The organism is Streptomyces sp. NPDC104309 (assembly GCF_055584025.1).
In genome coordinates this window covers 313,431-330,070 of the sequence record NZ_JBVJMV010000001.1, presented here as the reverse complement: position 1 = coordinate 330,070, position 16,640 = coordinate 313,431, and the positions used below count along the sequence as shown (strand labels likewise).

General features: G+C 72.2%; 1 protein-coding gene. It reads right to left on the bottom strand.

All coding sequences use genetic code 11. The features are described 5' to 3' along the window. Window positions 1–25: 25 nt before the first annotated feature. A complete protein-coding gene (locus tag ACZ68L_RS01235) occupies window positions 26–16,582 on the bottom strand; it encodes a type I polyketide synthase (protein ID WP_469573169.1) in 16,557 nt (5,518 codons plus the stop codon). Window positions 16,583–16,640 lie beyond the last annotated feature (58 nt).

The window sequence follows — 16,640 nt, the reverse complement described above, 5'->3', positions numbered from 1 at the left end:
CATGCACTCCACACTTCACGCATCATCAGGATTCGCCGTCGCCCAACGCCATCTGGATCAGGCTCTCGGCGTCCATCTCGTCGATCGACTCGGTCTCGTCGCCCCCGGGCGGAGGGGTTTGCGCCCCACCGCGCCGGTCCGCGAGCTTCAGCAGGGTGTCCAGCACTCCGGCGGCCCTGAGTTGGTCAAGCGGCACTGTCGCCAGTGCACCGCGGACGGCGGCCTCGTCCAGGTCGTCATGGCCGCCGGGGCCGCCGTCGGTGCCTGTCCCGTCCCCCTCGGGGAGCAGCTTGCTCCGCAGGTACGTGACCAGCGCCGCGGGCGTCGGGTGGTCGAAGACCAGCGCGGCCGGAAGCCGCAGGCCCGTGGCCTCGCCCAGTTGGTTGCGCAGCTCCACCGCGGTCAGGGAGTCGAACCCGAGGGTGCGGAACGCCCGGTCGGACCGTACGTCGGTGGGTGCGGCGAGCCGCAGCACGGTCGCCGCCCGCTCCTGCACGAGTTCCAGGAGCAGGTGTTCCTGCTCAAGTCCGGAAAGTTCGAGGAGGTTCTGCCGCAGCGTCTCGGCGCGGTCGGCGCCGGTGGACGCGGACGCGGCGTCTGCCTCGTCCTCGGGTGCGAGCGCCGCCCGCACTTCGGGCAGGTCTCCGATCAGCGGGCTCGGCCGCAGGGTCGTGAAGGCCGTGGCGAATCGCGGCCAGTCCACGTCGACCGCGACGACCGACGCCTCGTCGTGCTCGATGGCCTGCTGCAGCGCGGTGATCGCGAGGCGGGGCGCCATCGGTGCCAGGCCGAGACGGGTCAGCTGCTCGCCGGTTTCGCCGGCGGCCATGCCGCCGTCGGCCCACTGGCCCCACGCCACGGATGTGGCGGCCCAGCCGCGGGCACGGCGGCGCAGCGCGAGCGCGTCCAGCGCCGCGTTCGCCGCCGCGTACCCGGCCTGCCGGGCGCTGCCCCACACTCCGGCGATGGAGGAGAACACCACGAACGCGTCCACCGTCCCGCCGAGCAGCTCGTCGAGGTGGGCGGCGCCCGCCGTCTTGCCCGCGAGGACGTCGGCGAACGCTGCCGGTTCGGTGTCGGCCAGGGCGGCGCTGTCACTGACGCCCGCCGTGTGCACGACCGCGCGCACGGAGGCGCCCTCGGTGTTCAGCCGCTCGATCAGCCCGGCCACTTGGTCGCGGTCGGCGACATCGCATGCCTCCACCGTCACCTTGGCGCCGAGCCCCGTCAGCTCCGCTTCCAGCTCGGCTGCTCCGGGGGCCGCGGCGCCCCTGCGGCTGGTCAGGACGAGCCGTTCCGCTCCTCGTCCCGCCAGCCATCGGGCGACGTGCCCGCCCAGGGCGCCGGTGCCGCCGGTGATCAGTACGGTGCCCTCGGGGCGCCACGGGCGTACGGCGGGCGCTCCGTTCAGCGGAGCGCGCACGAGGCGACGGCCGAACGCACCGGCCGCACGCACCGCGATCTGGTCCTCGCCCGCGCCGCCGGTGCCCGGTCCGGATGCCTCCGCCGTCCGCCGCGCGAGGATTCCGCACAGGCTGTCGGCGATCCTGGCGTCGACCCCGTCGGCCGGCAGGTCGACGAGACCGCCCCAGTTTCCGGGGCGCTCCAGGCAGACGACTCGTCCGACGCCCCAGACCTGGGCCTGCGCCACGCTCACCGTGCGGTCCGCGGTGCCGACCTGGACGGCGCCCATGGTGGCGCACCACAAGGGCGCCTGGAGCTCCACGTCGTCGAGGGCCTGCACCAGCGCGAGCGTCGACGTGACGCCGGCGGGAACCGCGGGGTGTGCCGGGTCGGGTGCTTCGTCCGCGCCTAGGAAGGACAGCACGCCGCCGATGCGGGACGGGTCCACTGTGGGGATTTCCGTACGGTTCCCTGTGCCGTTCTCCGTGCGGTTCCGCGTGCCGCTCCCCTCCAGGAGTTCACCGAGAAGCCCGGCGAACGCCTTGCGTCCGGCGTCGGCGGAGGACACCGCCATGGTCACGACGTGGGCGCCGTGCCCGGCCAAGGCGCGGCTGCAGGCGGAGACCGAGGCGTCGTCCCACAGCACCTCGGGAACCAGGACGATCCATGTGCCGGACAGTTCAGCCGACTTGGCCTTCGGCAGCGGCTTCCAGTCGACCCGGTAGCGCCAGCCGTCGACGGTGGAGCTGTCGCGGCTGTTGCGCCGCCAGGAGGCAAGGGCCGGCAGGACCGCACGCAGCGGCTCCGCCTCGGCCTTGTCCAGGGTGCCCATCAGGGCGTCCAGATCCTCGCTCTCGACGGCCTGCCAGAACTCCGCCTCGTGCGGAGCCATCCCGCTCTGCTCGGGCGCCGGGATGTCCGTGGTCTCGGGCCAGTAGCGCTGCCGTTGGAAGGGGTAGGTAGGCAGGTCCACGTGCATGGCCTCTTGCCCCGCGAACATTGCCTCCCAGTCCAACTCGACCCCGTGGACGTGGGCTTCGGCCGCCGAGGTCATGAAGCGGTGTGCCTCGTCCTCGTCACGGCGCAGGGTGCCCAGCGCGACCGCGTCGTTCTGGCCGGCCTCCTCGAAGGTCTCCTGCAATCCGAGGTTGAGGACCGGGTGCGGGCTCACCTCGATGAACACGGACAGACCATCACCCGCCGCCGCCCGCACCGCCTGCTCGAACTCCACCGTGGAACGCAGATTGCGATACCAGTAACCGCCGTCCAGACCCGTCGTATCGTCCAGCAGACCGCCGGTCAGCGTCGAGTAGAACGGCACCCGCCCCGCAACCGGCGCAACCCCCGCCAGCAGCCCCGCCAGGTCCTCCTCGATCAGCTCCACCTGGGCCGAATGCGAGGCATAGTCCACCGCGATCCTCTTCGCCCGCACACCCTTCTCCGTGCAGGACGCGACCAACTCCTCCAGTGCCTCCGGCTCACCCGACACCACCACAGAAGACGGACCATTGACCGCGGCCACCGAGATCCGTCCGTCCCAGACGGTCAGACGCTCACGCACCTCCGCCACCGAAAGCGACACCGAAACCATGCCACCACCACCGGACAACGCCAACAGAGCCTTGGAACGCAGAGCCACCACCCGCGCACCGTCCTCCAACGACAAACCCCCCGCAACCACCGCAGCCGCGATCTCACCCTGCGAGTGACCGATCACCGCCGCCGGCACCACACCACACGCCCGCCACAACTCCGCAAGCGACACCATCACCGACCACAAGACGGGCTGCACCACATCCACCCGGTCGAAGCCCGGGGCACCCTCCGCACCACGCACCACGTCCAACAGAGACCAGTCCGTGAACGGCTCCAAAGCCGCCCCACACTCCACCATCCGCGCCGCGAACACCGCCGACGACTCCAGCAACCCGGCCGCCATACCCGCCCACTGCGCACCCTGACCCGGGAACACGAACACCGGACGCACAGCCCGGCCCGCCACACCCCGCACCACATCCCCAGCAGCACGCCCCTCGACCACCGCCGACAACGCACCCGCCAGAGAACCCGCATCACCCGCGAGCACCACCGCACGATGCTCGAACCGCGACCGGCCGAGCGCCAACGCACGCCCCACCGCAGGCAGTTCCGGCAGCACACGACCGCCCTCCACCGCCAGCCGCAACCGCTCCGCCTGCGCCCGCAGCGCACCCTCCGACTTGCCCGACAGCACCAGCGGCACACCCGCACCCACCACCGGCAACACCACCGGAGCCACAACCGCCTCCGGCTCCTCGACCTCCGGCGCCTGCTCCACGATCACATGCGCGTTCGTACCGCTGATACCGAACGAGGACACCGCAGCACGCCGCGGCTGACCCGTCACCGGCCAGGCACGCTGCTCCGTAACCAGCTCCACCGACCCCGCCGACCAGTCCACCTGCGACGACGGCGCATCCACATGCAGGGTCTCGGGCACTAGGCCGTGCCGCATCGCCTGCACCATCTTGATCACGCCCGCCACACCGGCAGCCGCCTGGGTGTGGCCGATGTTCGACTTGATCGAGCCGAGCAGCAGCGGCCGGTCCTCCGCACGGTCCTGACCGTACGTCGCGATCAGCGCCTGCGCCTCGATCGGGTCACCCAGCTTCGTACCCGTACCGTGCGCTTCGACGACATCGACATCTGTGGCGTCGAGTCCGGCGTTGGCCAACGCGGCCCGGATCACCCGCTGTTGGGACGGACCGTTCGGAGCCGTCAGACCATTGGACGCGCCGTCCTGGTTCACCGCAGATCCACGGACCACCGCCAGAACCTGGTGCCCGTTGCGGCGGGCATCGGAGAGGCGCTCCGCAAGGAGCATGCCGACACCCTCGCCCCAGCCGGTGCCGTCGGCCCCGGCCGCGAACGACTTGCAGCGACCGTCGGGGGCGAGACCACGCTGGCGGGAGAACTCCACGAAGGTGCCCGGCGTCGCCATCACCGTCACGCCGCCCGCGAGCGCCATCGAGCATTCCCCCGACCGCAGCGACTGGATCGCCCAGTGCAGCGCGACCAGGGACGACGAGCACGCCGTGTCCACAGTGATCGCCGGGCCCTCCAGGCCCAGCGTGTACGAGACACGTCCTGACATCACGCTGCCCGCGGTGCCGGTGCTGAGGTACCCCTCCAGGCCCTCTCCGACCGCGCTCGCGTGCGCGGCGTAGTCGTGGTACATCAGGCCGGCGAACACGCCCGTGTCGCTGCCACGCAGGGCCAGCGGGTCTATGCCCGCGGACTCGACCGCCTCCCACGACGCCTCCAGGAGCAGCCGCTGCTGCGGGTCCATCGCCAGCGCCTCACGCGGCGAGATCCCAAAGAACGCGGCGTCGAAGTGCGTGGCGTCGTGCAGGAACCCGCCCTCGCGGGTGTACGAGGTCCCGGGGCGGTCGGGGTCCGGGTCGAAGAGCCGGTCCACGTCCCAGCCGCGATCGGACGGCAGGCCCGATATGGCGTCCCCGGAGGTGGACAGCAGCGTCCACAGGTCCTCCGGGTCGGCTACCCCGCCGGGATAGCGGCAGCTCATGCCGACGATCGCGATCGGGTCGTCGTCGTCCGCCACGCCGACCGTTCCCCGTACCTCGGCAGGCCCCTGTTGGGTACCGAGCGCCTCCGCCACCATGAAGTCGGTCAGCGCGGCCGAGCTGGGGTAGTCGAAGACCAGCGTCGCGGGCAGCCGCAGGCCGGTGACGGCGCTGAGCCGGTTGCGTAGCTGCACCGCGATCAGCGAGTCGAACCCTAGGTCGTTGAAGGCGTGCTGCGGCGCGATCGCGTCGCCGGAGGTGTGCCCCAGAGCCTGGGCGACCTCGTCACGCACCAACTTCAGTACGTACTGGTGGTGTTCGGTTTCGGGGAGTGCGAGGAGCGTACGCGCGAAGGACTCGGACTGATCCGCGCCCGACGCCGCCACCCGCCGACTCGGCACCCGCACCAACCCACGCAACAACAACGGCGTCAACTCCGGACGCGCCCGCAACGCCGCCACATCCACCCGGACCGGCACCACCACCGACGCATCCACACCCCCCGCCACATCGAACAACCCCAAACCCTGACCCGACGACAACGGCACCAGACCACCCCGCGCCAACCGCCGCAGATCCCCCTCACCCAACTGCCCCGTCATCCCACTCGCCTGCGCCCACAACCCCCACGCCAACGACTGACCCACCAAACCCTCACCACGCCGCACCTCGGCCAACGCATCCAGGAACGCATTCGCCGCCGCATAGTTCGCCTGCCCCGCACCACCGAACACACCGGCCGCAGAGGAGAACAGCACGAACAACGACAGATCCAGGCCACGCGTCAACTCATGCAGATGCCACGCCGCGTCCACCTTCGGACGCAACACCGCACCCAGACGCTCCGAAGTCAGGGAAGACAGCACACCATCGTCCAGGACACCGGCCGTGTGCACGACACCCATCAGCGGATGCTCGACGGATACGTCTGCCAGCACCGCCGCCAGCGCCTCACGGTCGGCCACGTCACACGCAGCCACCCGCACCGCAGCACCCAGATCCGTAAGCTCTGCGATCAGCTCCGGAGTCCCCGGCGCCTGCTCCCCACGACGCGACACCAGCAGCAGATGACGCACACCCCGCTCCGTCACCAGGTGCCGGGCCACCAGACCACCCAGAACGCCACTGGCACCCGTCACCAGAACCGTGCCCGCACCATCAAGATCACCCACCGGCCGCCCGGCGTCCACAGCCGCCCTCGCCAGGCGCGGCACAAACACCTCACCACGCCGCACCGCCACCTGCGGCTCACCCGAAGCCACAACGGCAGCCAGCACCGCACGCGACGCCTCACCCCCATCAAGATCGACCAGGACGAAACGATCCGGGTTCTCCGACTGCGCCGTACGCAGCAGACCCCACACCGCAGCCTGCACCGGATCCGGCACCTCAGCCCCACCACAAGCCACCGCACCCCGCGTCACCACCACCAACCGCCCCTGACCAGCCCCTTCATCCGCCAGCCAGCCCTGCGCCACCTCCAACGCCCGGACTACTGCCTCATGCGTCCGCGCGACCACACCCTCCCCGACACCCGCGCCCAGATCCTCGACCACCCGCAGCCCAGACACATCCACATCCACAACCGCAGGCACAGACACCGCCGACCACTCCACCCGGAACAACGCATCCCGAGCCACATCACCACCACCCGCACCCCGCAGCCTCTCGGGCGAGATCGAGCGCATGGCCAGCGAGTCCACCGACGCCACCGCGGCGCCCGTACCATCGGCCAGCAGCAGGGACACCTCTGCGTCGTGGCGGCGGAGCCGGACGCGCAGGGCGCGGGCGCCGACCGCGTGCAGGGAGACGCCGGACCACGCGAACGGCAGCTCGACGGCGCCCTCGCCGTCCTCGGTGCGGCCCTGTGTGCCGAGGCCGATCGTGTGCAGCGCGGCGTCCAGCAGGGCGGGGTGCACGCCGAACCCGTCGACGTCGGTGTCGCCGGGCAGTGCGACCTCGGCGTAGAGGTCCTCGCCGTGCCGCCACGCCGACCGCAGCCCCTGGAAGAGCGGGCCGTAGGCGTAGCCGGTCTCGGCGAGGGTCTCGTAGTGGGTGTCGACCGGGATGGCCTCGGCCCCGGCCGGCGGCCACTGGGCGAGGGTCTCCGCGGTGGGCGGGGCGGTGGACAGGTTCTGCCGGCTGACCGTTCCGGTGGCGTGGCGGGTCCAGCCGTCGTCCTGTGCGTCGGCTGGGGCGGAGTAGAGGTGCACCGTGCTGCGGCCCGAGGGGTCCGGAAGCGTGGCGGTCACCTGGATCGCGACGGCACCGGCGTCCGGCAGGACCAACGGCGCCTCGATGGTGAGCTCTTCGAGCAGGTCGCAGCCGAGCTGGTCGGCGGCGTGCAGCGCGAGGTCGACGAACGCCGTGCCGGGCAGCAGGACCGAGTCGAGCACGGTGTGGTCGGTGAGCCAGGGGTGCGTGTCGGACGACAGCCGACCGGTCAGTACCAATCCGTCGGTGTCCGCCAGGGTCATCGCCCCGGACAGCAGGGCGTGGCCTGCCGGGCGCATGCCCGCCGAGGAGACGTAGGTGATCGCCCCGTCGGCCGGGGCGAGCCAGTAGCGCTGCCGTTGGAAGGGGTAGGTGGGCAGGTCCACGTGCGTGGCCTGCTGCCCCGCGAACACCGCCTGCCAGTCCAACTCCACGCCGTGGACGTGTGCTTCCGCCACCGAGGTCATGAAGCGGTGTGCCTCGTCCACGTCGCGCCGCAGGGTGCCCAGCGCCACCGCGTCGTTCTGGCCGGCCTCCTCGAAGGTCTCCTGCAATCCGAGGTTGAGCACCGGGTGGGGGCTGACCTCGACGAACACCGTGTGCCCGGCGTCGAGCGCCGCGTGCGCGGCCGATGCGAACTCGACCGTGGAGCGCAGGTTGCGGTACCAGTAGCCGTCGTTGAGCTCGGCCGTGTCCAGCAGGCCGCCCGTCACCGTGGAGAAGAACGGCACCGTGCTCGAACGCGGGGAGACGCCCTTCAGCGCGTCGGCCACCTCGTCCGCGATGGACTCGACCTGGGCCGAGTGCGAGGCGTAGTCCACCTCGACGCGTTTGGCCCGCACGCCGACGGCCTTGCAGGATTCGACCAGTTCGGCCAGTGCGTCCGACTCGCCGGAGACGACCACCGAGGTGGGGCCGTTGACGACGGACACCGAGATGCGGCCGTCCCAGGCGGTCAGCCGTTCACGTACCTCGTCCAGGGGCAGCGAAACGAACACCATGCCGCCCCTGCCGGAGAGTTGGAGCAGCGCCCGGGCGCGCAGGGCCACCACCCGCGCGCCGTCCTCCAGCGACAGGCCACCGGCGACGCAGGCCGCCGCGATCTCGCCCTGGGAATGACCGATGACCGCCGCAGGCGCCACACCGCAGGCCCGCCACAGCTCGGCGAGGGAGATCATCACCGCCCACAGGACCGGCTGGACCACGTCGGCGCGGTCATAGCCCGGGGCGCCCTCCTCGCCGCGTACGACGTCCAGCAGACGCCAGTCCGTGAAGGGCTCCAGCGCCGCCGCGCACTCCGCCATCCGCGCCGCGAACACCGGCGAGGACTCCAGGAGCCCGGCGGCCATGCCCGCCCACTGCGCGCCCTGGCCGGGGAACACGAACACCGGGCGCACGGGTCCGTCCGCGGCGCCGTGTACCAGGTTGGGGGCCGCGCGGCCCGCCGCGAGGGCCGCAAGGCCGGAGCGGAAGCCATCCGCGTCCTGTGCCACGACCGCCGCACGATGGGTGAAGCGCGCCCGAGTCGTCGCCAACGCCTGTCCAAGCAGGGCTGGTTCGAATTCCTGCGTGCCGTCGATGAGTTGCCGCAGCCGCTCAGCCTGGGCCCGCAGAGCGTCCTGCGATCTGGCGGACAGCACCAGGGGCACGTCCCCGCTCACGACGGGCGCGAGAGCGGCGACGGGTGCCGACTCCGAGGCATGCTCCGGGGCCTGCTCCAGGATGACGTGGGCGTTGGTGCCGCTGATGCCGAACGAGGAGACTCCGGCCCGGCGCGGCTCGCCCGTCACCGGCCAGTCGACCGGCTCGGTCAGGAGCTCGACCGTCCCTGCGGACCAGTCGACCTGGGGCGTCGGCTCGTCCACGTGGAGGGTGCGCGGCAGCACGCCGTGGCGCATCGCCATGACCATCTTGATCACGCCGGCGACGCCCGAAGCGGCCTGCGCGTGGCCGATGTTCGACTTCAGCGAGCCGAGCAGCAGCGGCCGGTCCTCCGGGCGCTCCTGACCGTACGTCGCGATCAGCGCCTGCGCCTCGATCGGGTCACCGAGACGGGTACCCGTGCCGTGCGCCTCCACCGCGTCCACCTGCGACGCCGACAGACCGGCGTTCGCCAACGCGGCCCGGATCACCCGCTGCTGCGCCGGACCGTTCGGAGCCGTCAGACCGTTGCTCGCACCGTCCTGGTTCACCGCGGAACCACGTACCACCGCGAGAACCCGGTGACCATTGCGCCGCGCTTCCGAGAGCCGCTCCACCAGGAGCACGCCCACGCCTTCGGACCAGGCGGTGCCGTCGGCGCCGGCGGCGAAGGCCTTGCAGCGGGCGTTGACGGCGAGGCCGCCGTGCCCGCTGAACTCCGTGAAGACTCCAGAGTCGGCCATGATCATGGCGCCGGAGGCCAGCGCCATCGAGCACTCGCCCGAGCGCAGCGCCTGGATCGCCAGGTGCAGCGCGACCAGCGAGGAGGAGCAGGCCGTGTCCACCGACACCGCGGGCCCTTCCAGGCCGAAGGTGTAGGCGACGCGCCCGGACACGACGCTGCCCGCCGTCCCGGTCAGCACATGCCCGGCGACGCCTTCCGGCAGTTGCGCGAGCGAGGTGGCGTACCCGGAGGACGAAGTGCCGGTGAAGACGCCGGTCCGGCTGCCGCGCACCGTGGCGGGGTCGATGCCCGCGCGTTCGAAGACCTCCCAGGAGGCTTCGAGGAGCAGCCGCTGCTGCGGGTCCATCGCGAGCGCCTCACGCGGCGAGATGCCGAAGAACGCCGGGTCGAACTCCGCGGCGTCGTAGACGAATCCGCCCTCCTGGGGCAGGCCGTCGCCCCCGCCGTCCGCGGTGGTCGGCAGTCGCCAGCCGCGGTCTGTGGGGAAGGCCGCTATGCCGTCCGTCCCCGTGGCTACGAGCTGCCACAGGTCCTCCGGCGAGCTGACGCCGCCGGGGTAGCGGCAGCTCATCGCCACGATGGCGATGGGTTCGTCGCTGTCCGCCGTGCCGGTGCGCACCGCGGCCGCGGGCGTCCCGTCCGTGCCGGGCGCCTCGACCAGTTCGGCGTGCAGACGGTCGGCCATGACGGTCGGCGTCGGGTAGTCGAAGATCAGTGAGGCGGGAAGCCGCAGGCCGGTGGCCACGCCCAGGCGGTTGCGCAGTTCGACGGCCGTGAGCGAGTCGAAGCCGAGGTCCTTGAATGCCCGGTCCGGGCGCACGGCGCCCGCCGACGCGTGCCCGAGCACCGCGGCGGCCTGGCCGCGCACCAACTCCACGAGTGTGTGCCGCCGTTCGGCCTCGTCGAGTCCGCGCAGCCGTTGGACGAGGGTGGAAGCGGACTCTTCCGCGGCGGCCGCACCGCGCCGCCTGCCCTGCCTGCGTGCGCCCGCGAGCCCGTCGAAGAGGGCGGGCCGTGCAGCCCTGCCGCTCAGGACGGCCGGGTTCGGCTTCATCGGCACCAGAAGCGCGTCGTCCACGGCCAGGGCGGCGTCGAAGAGCGCGAGGCCCTCCTCCGCCGTCAGTGCGCGCAGCAGCCCGCCGCGCGGGGTGCGTCCCGCGCCCGTCCCGCGCAGCTGGTCGATCATGCCGCCGGCCTGCTCCCACGGGCCCCAGGCCAGGGAGGTCGCGGCGAGGCCCTGGGCCCGTCTGGCCTGGGCCAGGGAGTCGAGGAAGGCGTTCGCGGCCGCGTAGTTGCCCTGTCCCGGCGCCCCGAGCAGTCCGGACGTCGAGGAGAAGAGGGCGAACACGCGCAGGTCGAGGTCGCGGGTGAGCCGGTGCAGGTGCCAGGCCGCATCGAGCTTGGGCCGCAACACCGCCTCCAGACGGTCGCCGGTGAGCGAGGAGATGACACCGTCGTCGAGGACTCCGGCTGCGTGGACCACGCCGGTCAGCGGGTGCTCGGCGGGGATGCCGGCGAGCAGCACGGCGAGCGCGTCGGCGTCGGCGGCGTCGCAGGCCGCCAGGGTGACGTCGGCGCCGAGTCCGGTGAGTTCGGCGGCCAGTTCCCGTGCGCCCGCGGCGGCCGCGCCGTTCCGGCTGGTGAGCAGCAGGTGCCGGACGCCGTGCGCGGCGACGAGGTGCCGTGCGAGGACGGCTCCGAGCGCTCCCGTGCCGCCGGTCACCAGGACGGTCCCGGTGCCGTCGAGCGGCTGCGGCACGGTCAGCACCACCTTGCCGGTGTGGCGCGCCTGGCTGAGGAACCGGAAGGCCTCCGGGGCGCGGCGCACGTCCCAGTCGCGCACCGGCAGCGGGCGAAGCGCCCCGCGTTCGAAGAGCGCGACCACCTCGGCCAGCATCTGTCCGATCCGCTCGGGTCCCGCCTCGATGACGTCGAACGCCCGGTAGTCGACGCCGGGGTGTGCGGCGGCGACCGCTTCCGGGTCGCGGACGTCGGCCTTGCCCATCTCCACGAACCGGCCGCCGCGCGGCAGCAGCCGCAGCGAGGCGTCCACGAACGGCCCTGCGAGGGAGTCCAGTACGACGTCGACGCCGCGTCCTTGGGTGCCGGACCTGAACTGTTCCTCGAACTCCAGCGTGCGCGAGGACGCGATCCGTTCGTCGCTCAGACCCAGTTCCCTGAGGGTGTCCCACTTGCCCTGGGAGGCCGTGCCGTAGACCTCGGCGCCCAGGTGCCGCGCCAGCTGGACGGCAGCCATGCCCACGCCGCCCGCGGCGGCGTGCACGAGCACCGATTCGCGGGGCCGCAGCGCGGCCAGGTCGACCAGGCCGTAGTAGGCGGTCAGGAACACGATGGGGACCGAGGCCGCCTGGGTGAACGACCAGCCGTCGGGGATCCTGGCGACCATCCGGTGGTCGGTCGCCGCGGTCGGCCCGAAGCCGCCGCTGAGCAGGCCCATGACGCGGTCGCCGGGCGCCATCCCGGTGACGTCGGGGCCGACCTCGACCACGACGCCCGCGCCCTCGATGCCCATCGTGGCGCGTCCCGGGTACATGTCGAGCGCGATCAGTACGTCGCGGAAGTTCAGCCCTGCGGCGTGTACGGCGACGCGTATCTGGCCGCTCTCCAGGCCGTCGAGGACCTGCGGGTGGGGCAGCAGGCCCAGGCCGTCGAGAGTGCCCCTGTTCTCGCTGTCGAGCCGCCAGGCGGGGACGCCGGCCGGCGGCAGCAGTGCGCCGTCACGCCCCCCGCGCACGAACCGCGGTGCGTGCAACGTCCGTCCGCGCAGGGCGAGTTGCGGCTCTCCGCTGGCGAGCGCCGTCCGCAGGGCCGGTGCGTCGAGTGCGTACGGCTCTTCGGCGTCGAGCAGGACGAATCGGTCCGGGTTCTCCGACTGGGCCGAACGCAGCAGGCCCCACACGGGGGCGGCGGCCAGGTCGGGTGCCGCCGCCACGCCACCGTCGGGGCCGGCGGCACCGCTGGTCAGCACCAGCAGCCGGGCGGCGTCGAACCGCGGGTCGGCCAGCCACTGCTGCACCAGGGCGAGGGCGCGGCGCGCGGCGCGGTGCGCGGCGGTGTCGTCGTCCGCCCCGGCAGGGCGTCCGGTGAAGTCGGCGATCACGACGTCGGGCACATCGGCACCGCCGTCGACGGCGTCGCCCAGCGCGGCGAGGTCCACGAAGGCGTCGAACGCCTCGAAGGCCGCGGGCCGCCCGTCCTCGTCGGCCGCGAGCGCGACGGCCCACCGCGCCTCGTCGGACGTCCGCTCCGCCCTCGGCGCGGCTTCGGCGACCTCGGTCCAGCCCAGCTGGAACAGCCCGTCCATGGCGGCCGTGGCCTGGGTTCCGAACTGTTCGGCGGACACCTCGCGCAGCACCAACGACTCGACGGCCGCAACGAGTTGACCCGCGCCGTCCGCCAGGTGCAGCGACACCGCGTCCCGTCCCGCCGGGCTGATCCGCATCCGGAGCGTGGTGGCGCCGGTGGCCCGCAGACAGACCCCTCCCCAGGAGAACGGCAGCCAGCCGCGCCCGACGGCGTCAGCCGGTTCCCCGGCCGTATCCCGCTCCGCGGCGCCGCCGAGCAGCCCGCTCACCGCAAGGGCGTGCAGTCCGGAGTCGAGCAGCGCGGGGTGCACGCCGAAGCCAGCCACGTCGAGATCGGCCACCGCCACTTCGGCGAGCACCTCGTCGCCCCTGCGCCAGGCCCTGCGCAGCCCCTGGAAGGCCGGGCCGTAGCCGAACCCCCGCGTGGAGAGCTGCTCGTACACGTCATCGACGCCGATCGGGGTGGCGTCCTGCGGCGGCCATGCCCGCAGCGTGTCCCGTACGAGCGCGGCGGCGGCGTCCTCCGCTGCCGCGTCGGCCGGCGCGAGGAAACCCGTGGCGTGCTGGGTCCAGTCGCTCTCGTCCTCGTCGTCGGGCCTGGAGTGCACGCCGACGGACCGACGGCCGTCCGCCTCCGGGGCGCCGACCACCACCTGCACCTGGACCCCGCCGGACGCGGGGAGCGCCAGCGGCGCCTGCAGGGTCAGCTCTTCCACCGCTTCGCAGCCGACGCGTTCGCCCGCGTGCAGCGCGAGGTCGACGAAGGCCGTGCCGGGCAGCAGCACCGCACCCATGACGGCGTGATCGGCGAGCCACGGCTGCCGCTGCGCAGACAGCGAACCGGTGAACAGGAACTCGTCGGTGTGCGCGAGCCCCACCGCGGCACCGAGCAGCGGATGCTCCCCCGTGCGCAGCCCGAGCCCGGTCACGTCGCGGGGCGCGGCCCAACTGCTCCTCGGCCAGTAGCGCTCGCGCTGGAAGGCGTAGGTGGGCAGGTCCACGCGACGGGCACCGGCACCGGCGAAGTACGCCGGCCAGTCGACTGCCCTGCCGCGTACGTGCAGTTCGGCGAGGGCGGTGAGCAGGCTCTCCGGCACGTCGCGGTTCTTGCGCAGAGCGGGTACGAAGGTGAGCTCATCGCCACCCTCGGAGCCGCCGCTCACGCAGTCCTGCGCCATCGCGGACAGCACACCGTCCGGACCCAGCTCCAGAAACGCGGTCACACCTTCCGCTTCCAGGGTGCGAATGCCCTCCAGGAACCGGACAGCCTCGCGGACGTGCCGGACCCAGTACTCCGGGTCCTGCACCTCTTCAGCAGACAGAACCTCGCCCGTCACGTCGGACACGATGGCCAACTTCGGCGCATTGAACGTCAGCCCCTCCGCGACCTCGCGGAAGTCGTCGAGCATCGCGTCCATACGCGGCGAGTGGAAGGCATGGCTCACCCGCAGACGCTTGGTCTTGCGTCCCTCGCCCTCGAAGTGCGCGGCGATCCTCAGGACCTCCGCCTCGTCACCAGAAATCACCGTGGAACGCGGGCCGTTGAGCGCGGCGATGGACACACCGTCGACCAGGAGTGGCGAAACCTCGTCCTCTGCCGCCTGGAGCGAGACCATCGCGCCACCCGCCGGAAGTGCCTGCATCAGTCGGCCCCGGGCCGCCACCAGCGCGGCAGCGTCTTCGAGAGACAGCACTCCAGCCACGTGCGCGGCCGACAACTCACCGATCGAGTGCCCCAGCAGATAGTCCGGCTTCACACCCCACGACGTCACCAGCTCAAACAGCGCCACTTCCAGCGCGAACAGCCCCGCCTGCGTGAACTGCGTCTGATCCAGCAGCTCACCCGCACCCTCACCGAACACCACCTCACGAAGAGGCATCGCCAGGTGACGGTCCAGCTCCGCACACACCGCATCGAACGCATCCGCGAACACCGGATACGCCTCGTACAACCGCCGGCCCATACCGGCCCGCTGCGAACCCTGACCCGAGAACAGCACCGCCACCGGCTCGTCCTCGCCTGTGGTGGAGCCCACCGCGTCGGCGGTGCCGGGGTCCTCCGCCAGTGCGGCGGCGCGACGCAGCAGGGTCTCGGTGTCCTTGCCGATGAGCACGGCCCGGTTCTCCAGCGCGGTCCGGGTCCGCGCCAGCGAGTAGCCGATGTCCACGGCGTCGAGGCCGGCGCCGTCGGCGTGCGCCAGCAGGCGTCCGGCCTGGGCGGCGAGCGCCGGCAAGGACTTGGCCGAGAGCAGCCACGGAACGACCGGCAGGGACACCGTCGCAGGCTCGGTGGCCTGCTCGGTCTCCGGCGCCTGTTCCAGGATCACGTGCGCGTTGGTGCCGCTCATGCCGAACGAGGAGACGGCGGCGCGGCGCGGCTCGCCCGTCTCGGGCCACTCCACCGGCTCCGTGAGCAGCTCGACAGCCCCGGCCGACCAGTCCACGTGGGAGGACGGCTCGTCGACGTGCAGGGTCTGCGGCAGCACGCCTTCGCGCATCGCCATGATCATCTTGATGACGCCCGCCACGCCTGCGGCGCCCGCCGTGTGACCGATGTTCGACTTCAGCGAGCCCAGCCGGAGCGGCCTCCCGCCGGTGCGCTCCTGGCCGTACGTTGCGATGAGAGACCGCGCCTCGATGGGGTCACCGAGGCGAGTGCCCGTGCCGTGCGCCTCCACCGCGTCGACCTGCGCGGCGGAGAGGCCCGCGTTGGCGAGGGCGTCCCGGATCACGCGCTGCTGCGAGGGGCCGTGCGGAACGGTGAGCCCGCTGCTCGCGCCGTCCTGGTTGATCGCCGAGCCTCGGATGACGCCGAGTACGCGGTGGCCGTTGCGGCGGGCGTCCGAGAGGCGCTCGACCAGCAGCATGCCGACACCCTCGCCCCAGCCGGTGCCGTCCGCCGCCTCGGCGAACGCCTTGCACCGGCCGTCCTCGGCGAGGCCCCGCTGCCGGGAGAACTCCAGGAACGCGCCCGGGGTGGCCATGACCGCCACGCCGCCCGCGAGCGCCATGGTGCATTCGCCCTGGCGCAGCGCCTGGGCGGCCCAGTGGAGTGCCACCAGCGACGACGAGCACGCGGTGTCCACGGTCGCGGCGGGGCCCTCGAAGCCGAGGGTGTAGGCGATGCGGCCGGACATGACGCTGGCGGCGCTGCCGATGGCCAGGTAGCCGCCGAGTTCGGCCGTGTCGTTGTGCAGGAGCGAGGCGTAGTCCTGCGCGTTGGATCCGATGAACACCCCGGTCCGGCTGCCGCGCAGGGATGCGGGGTCGATGCCCGCCTGTTCGAAGGCCTCCCAGGAGGTTTCGAGGAGGAGTCGCTGCTGCGGGTCCATCGCCAGTGCCTCGCGCGGCGAGACACCGAAGAACTCGGCGTCGAAGTCACCGACGGAGCTCAGGAATCCGCCCTGATTGGCATAGGACGTGTCCGGGTTGTCCGGGTCGGGGTCGTAGAGCCCCTCGACGTCCCAGCCGCGGTCGTCGGGGAAGTCCGATATCGCGTCGACGCCGTCGGCGACCAGCCGCCACAGCTGCTCGGGCGAACGGACGTCACCGGGAAAGCGGCAGCTCATGCCGACGATGGCAATCGGCTCCTGCTCCTCGGACTCCACCTCTTGGAGCCGCTGCTTCGTCTGGCGAAGCTCAGCGGTCATCCACTTCAGGTGGTCCAGGAGTTTCTCTTCACTCGCCATCGAAACAGCACCGCCCCTTGAGAAAAGCTTGGTTTGCACACGCGTTCACGGGTTCCGG

Excerpts from the sequence above, each read along its gene's own strand:
- ACZ68L_RS01235 (WP_469573169.1), bottom strand. The coding sequence starts at position 16,582 with ATGGCGAGTGAAGAGAAACTCCTGGACCACCTGAAGTGGATGACCGCT.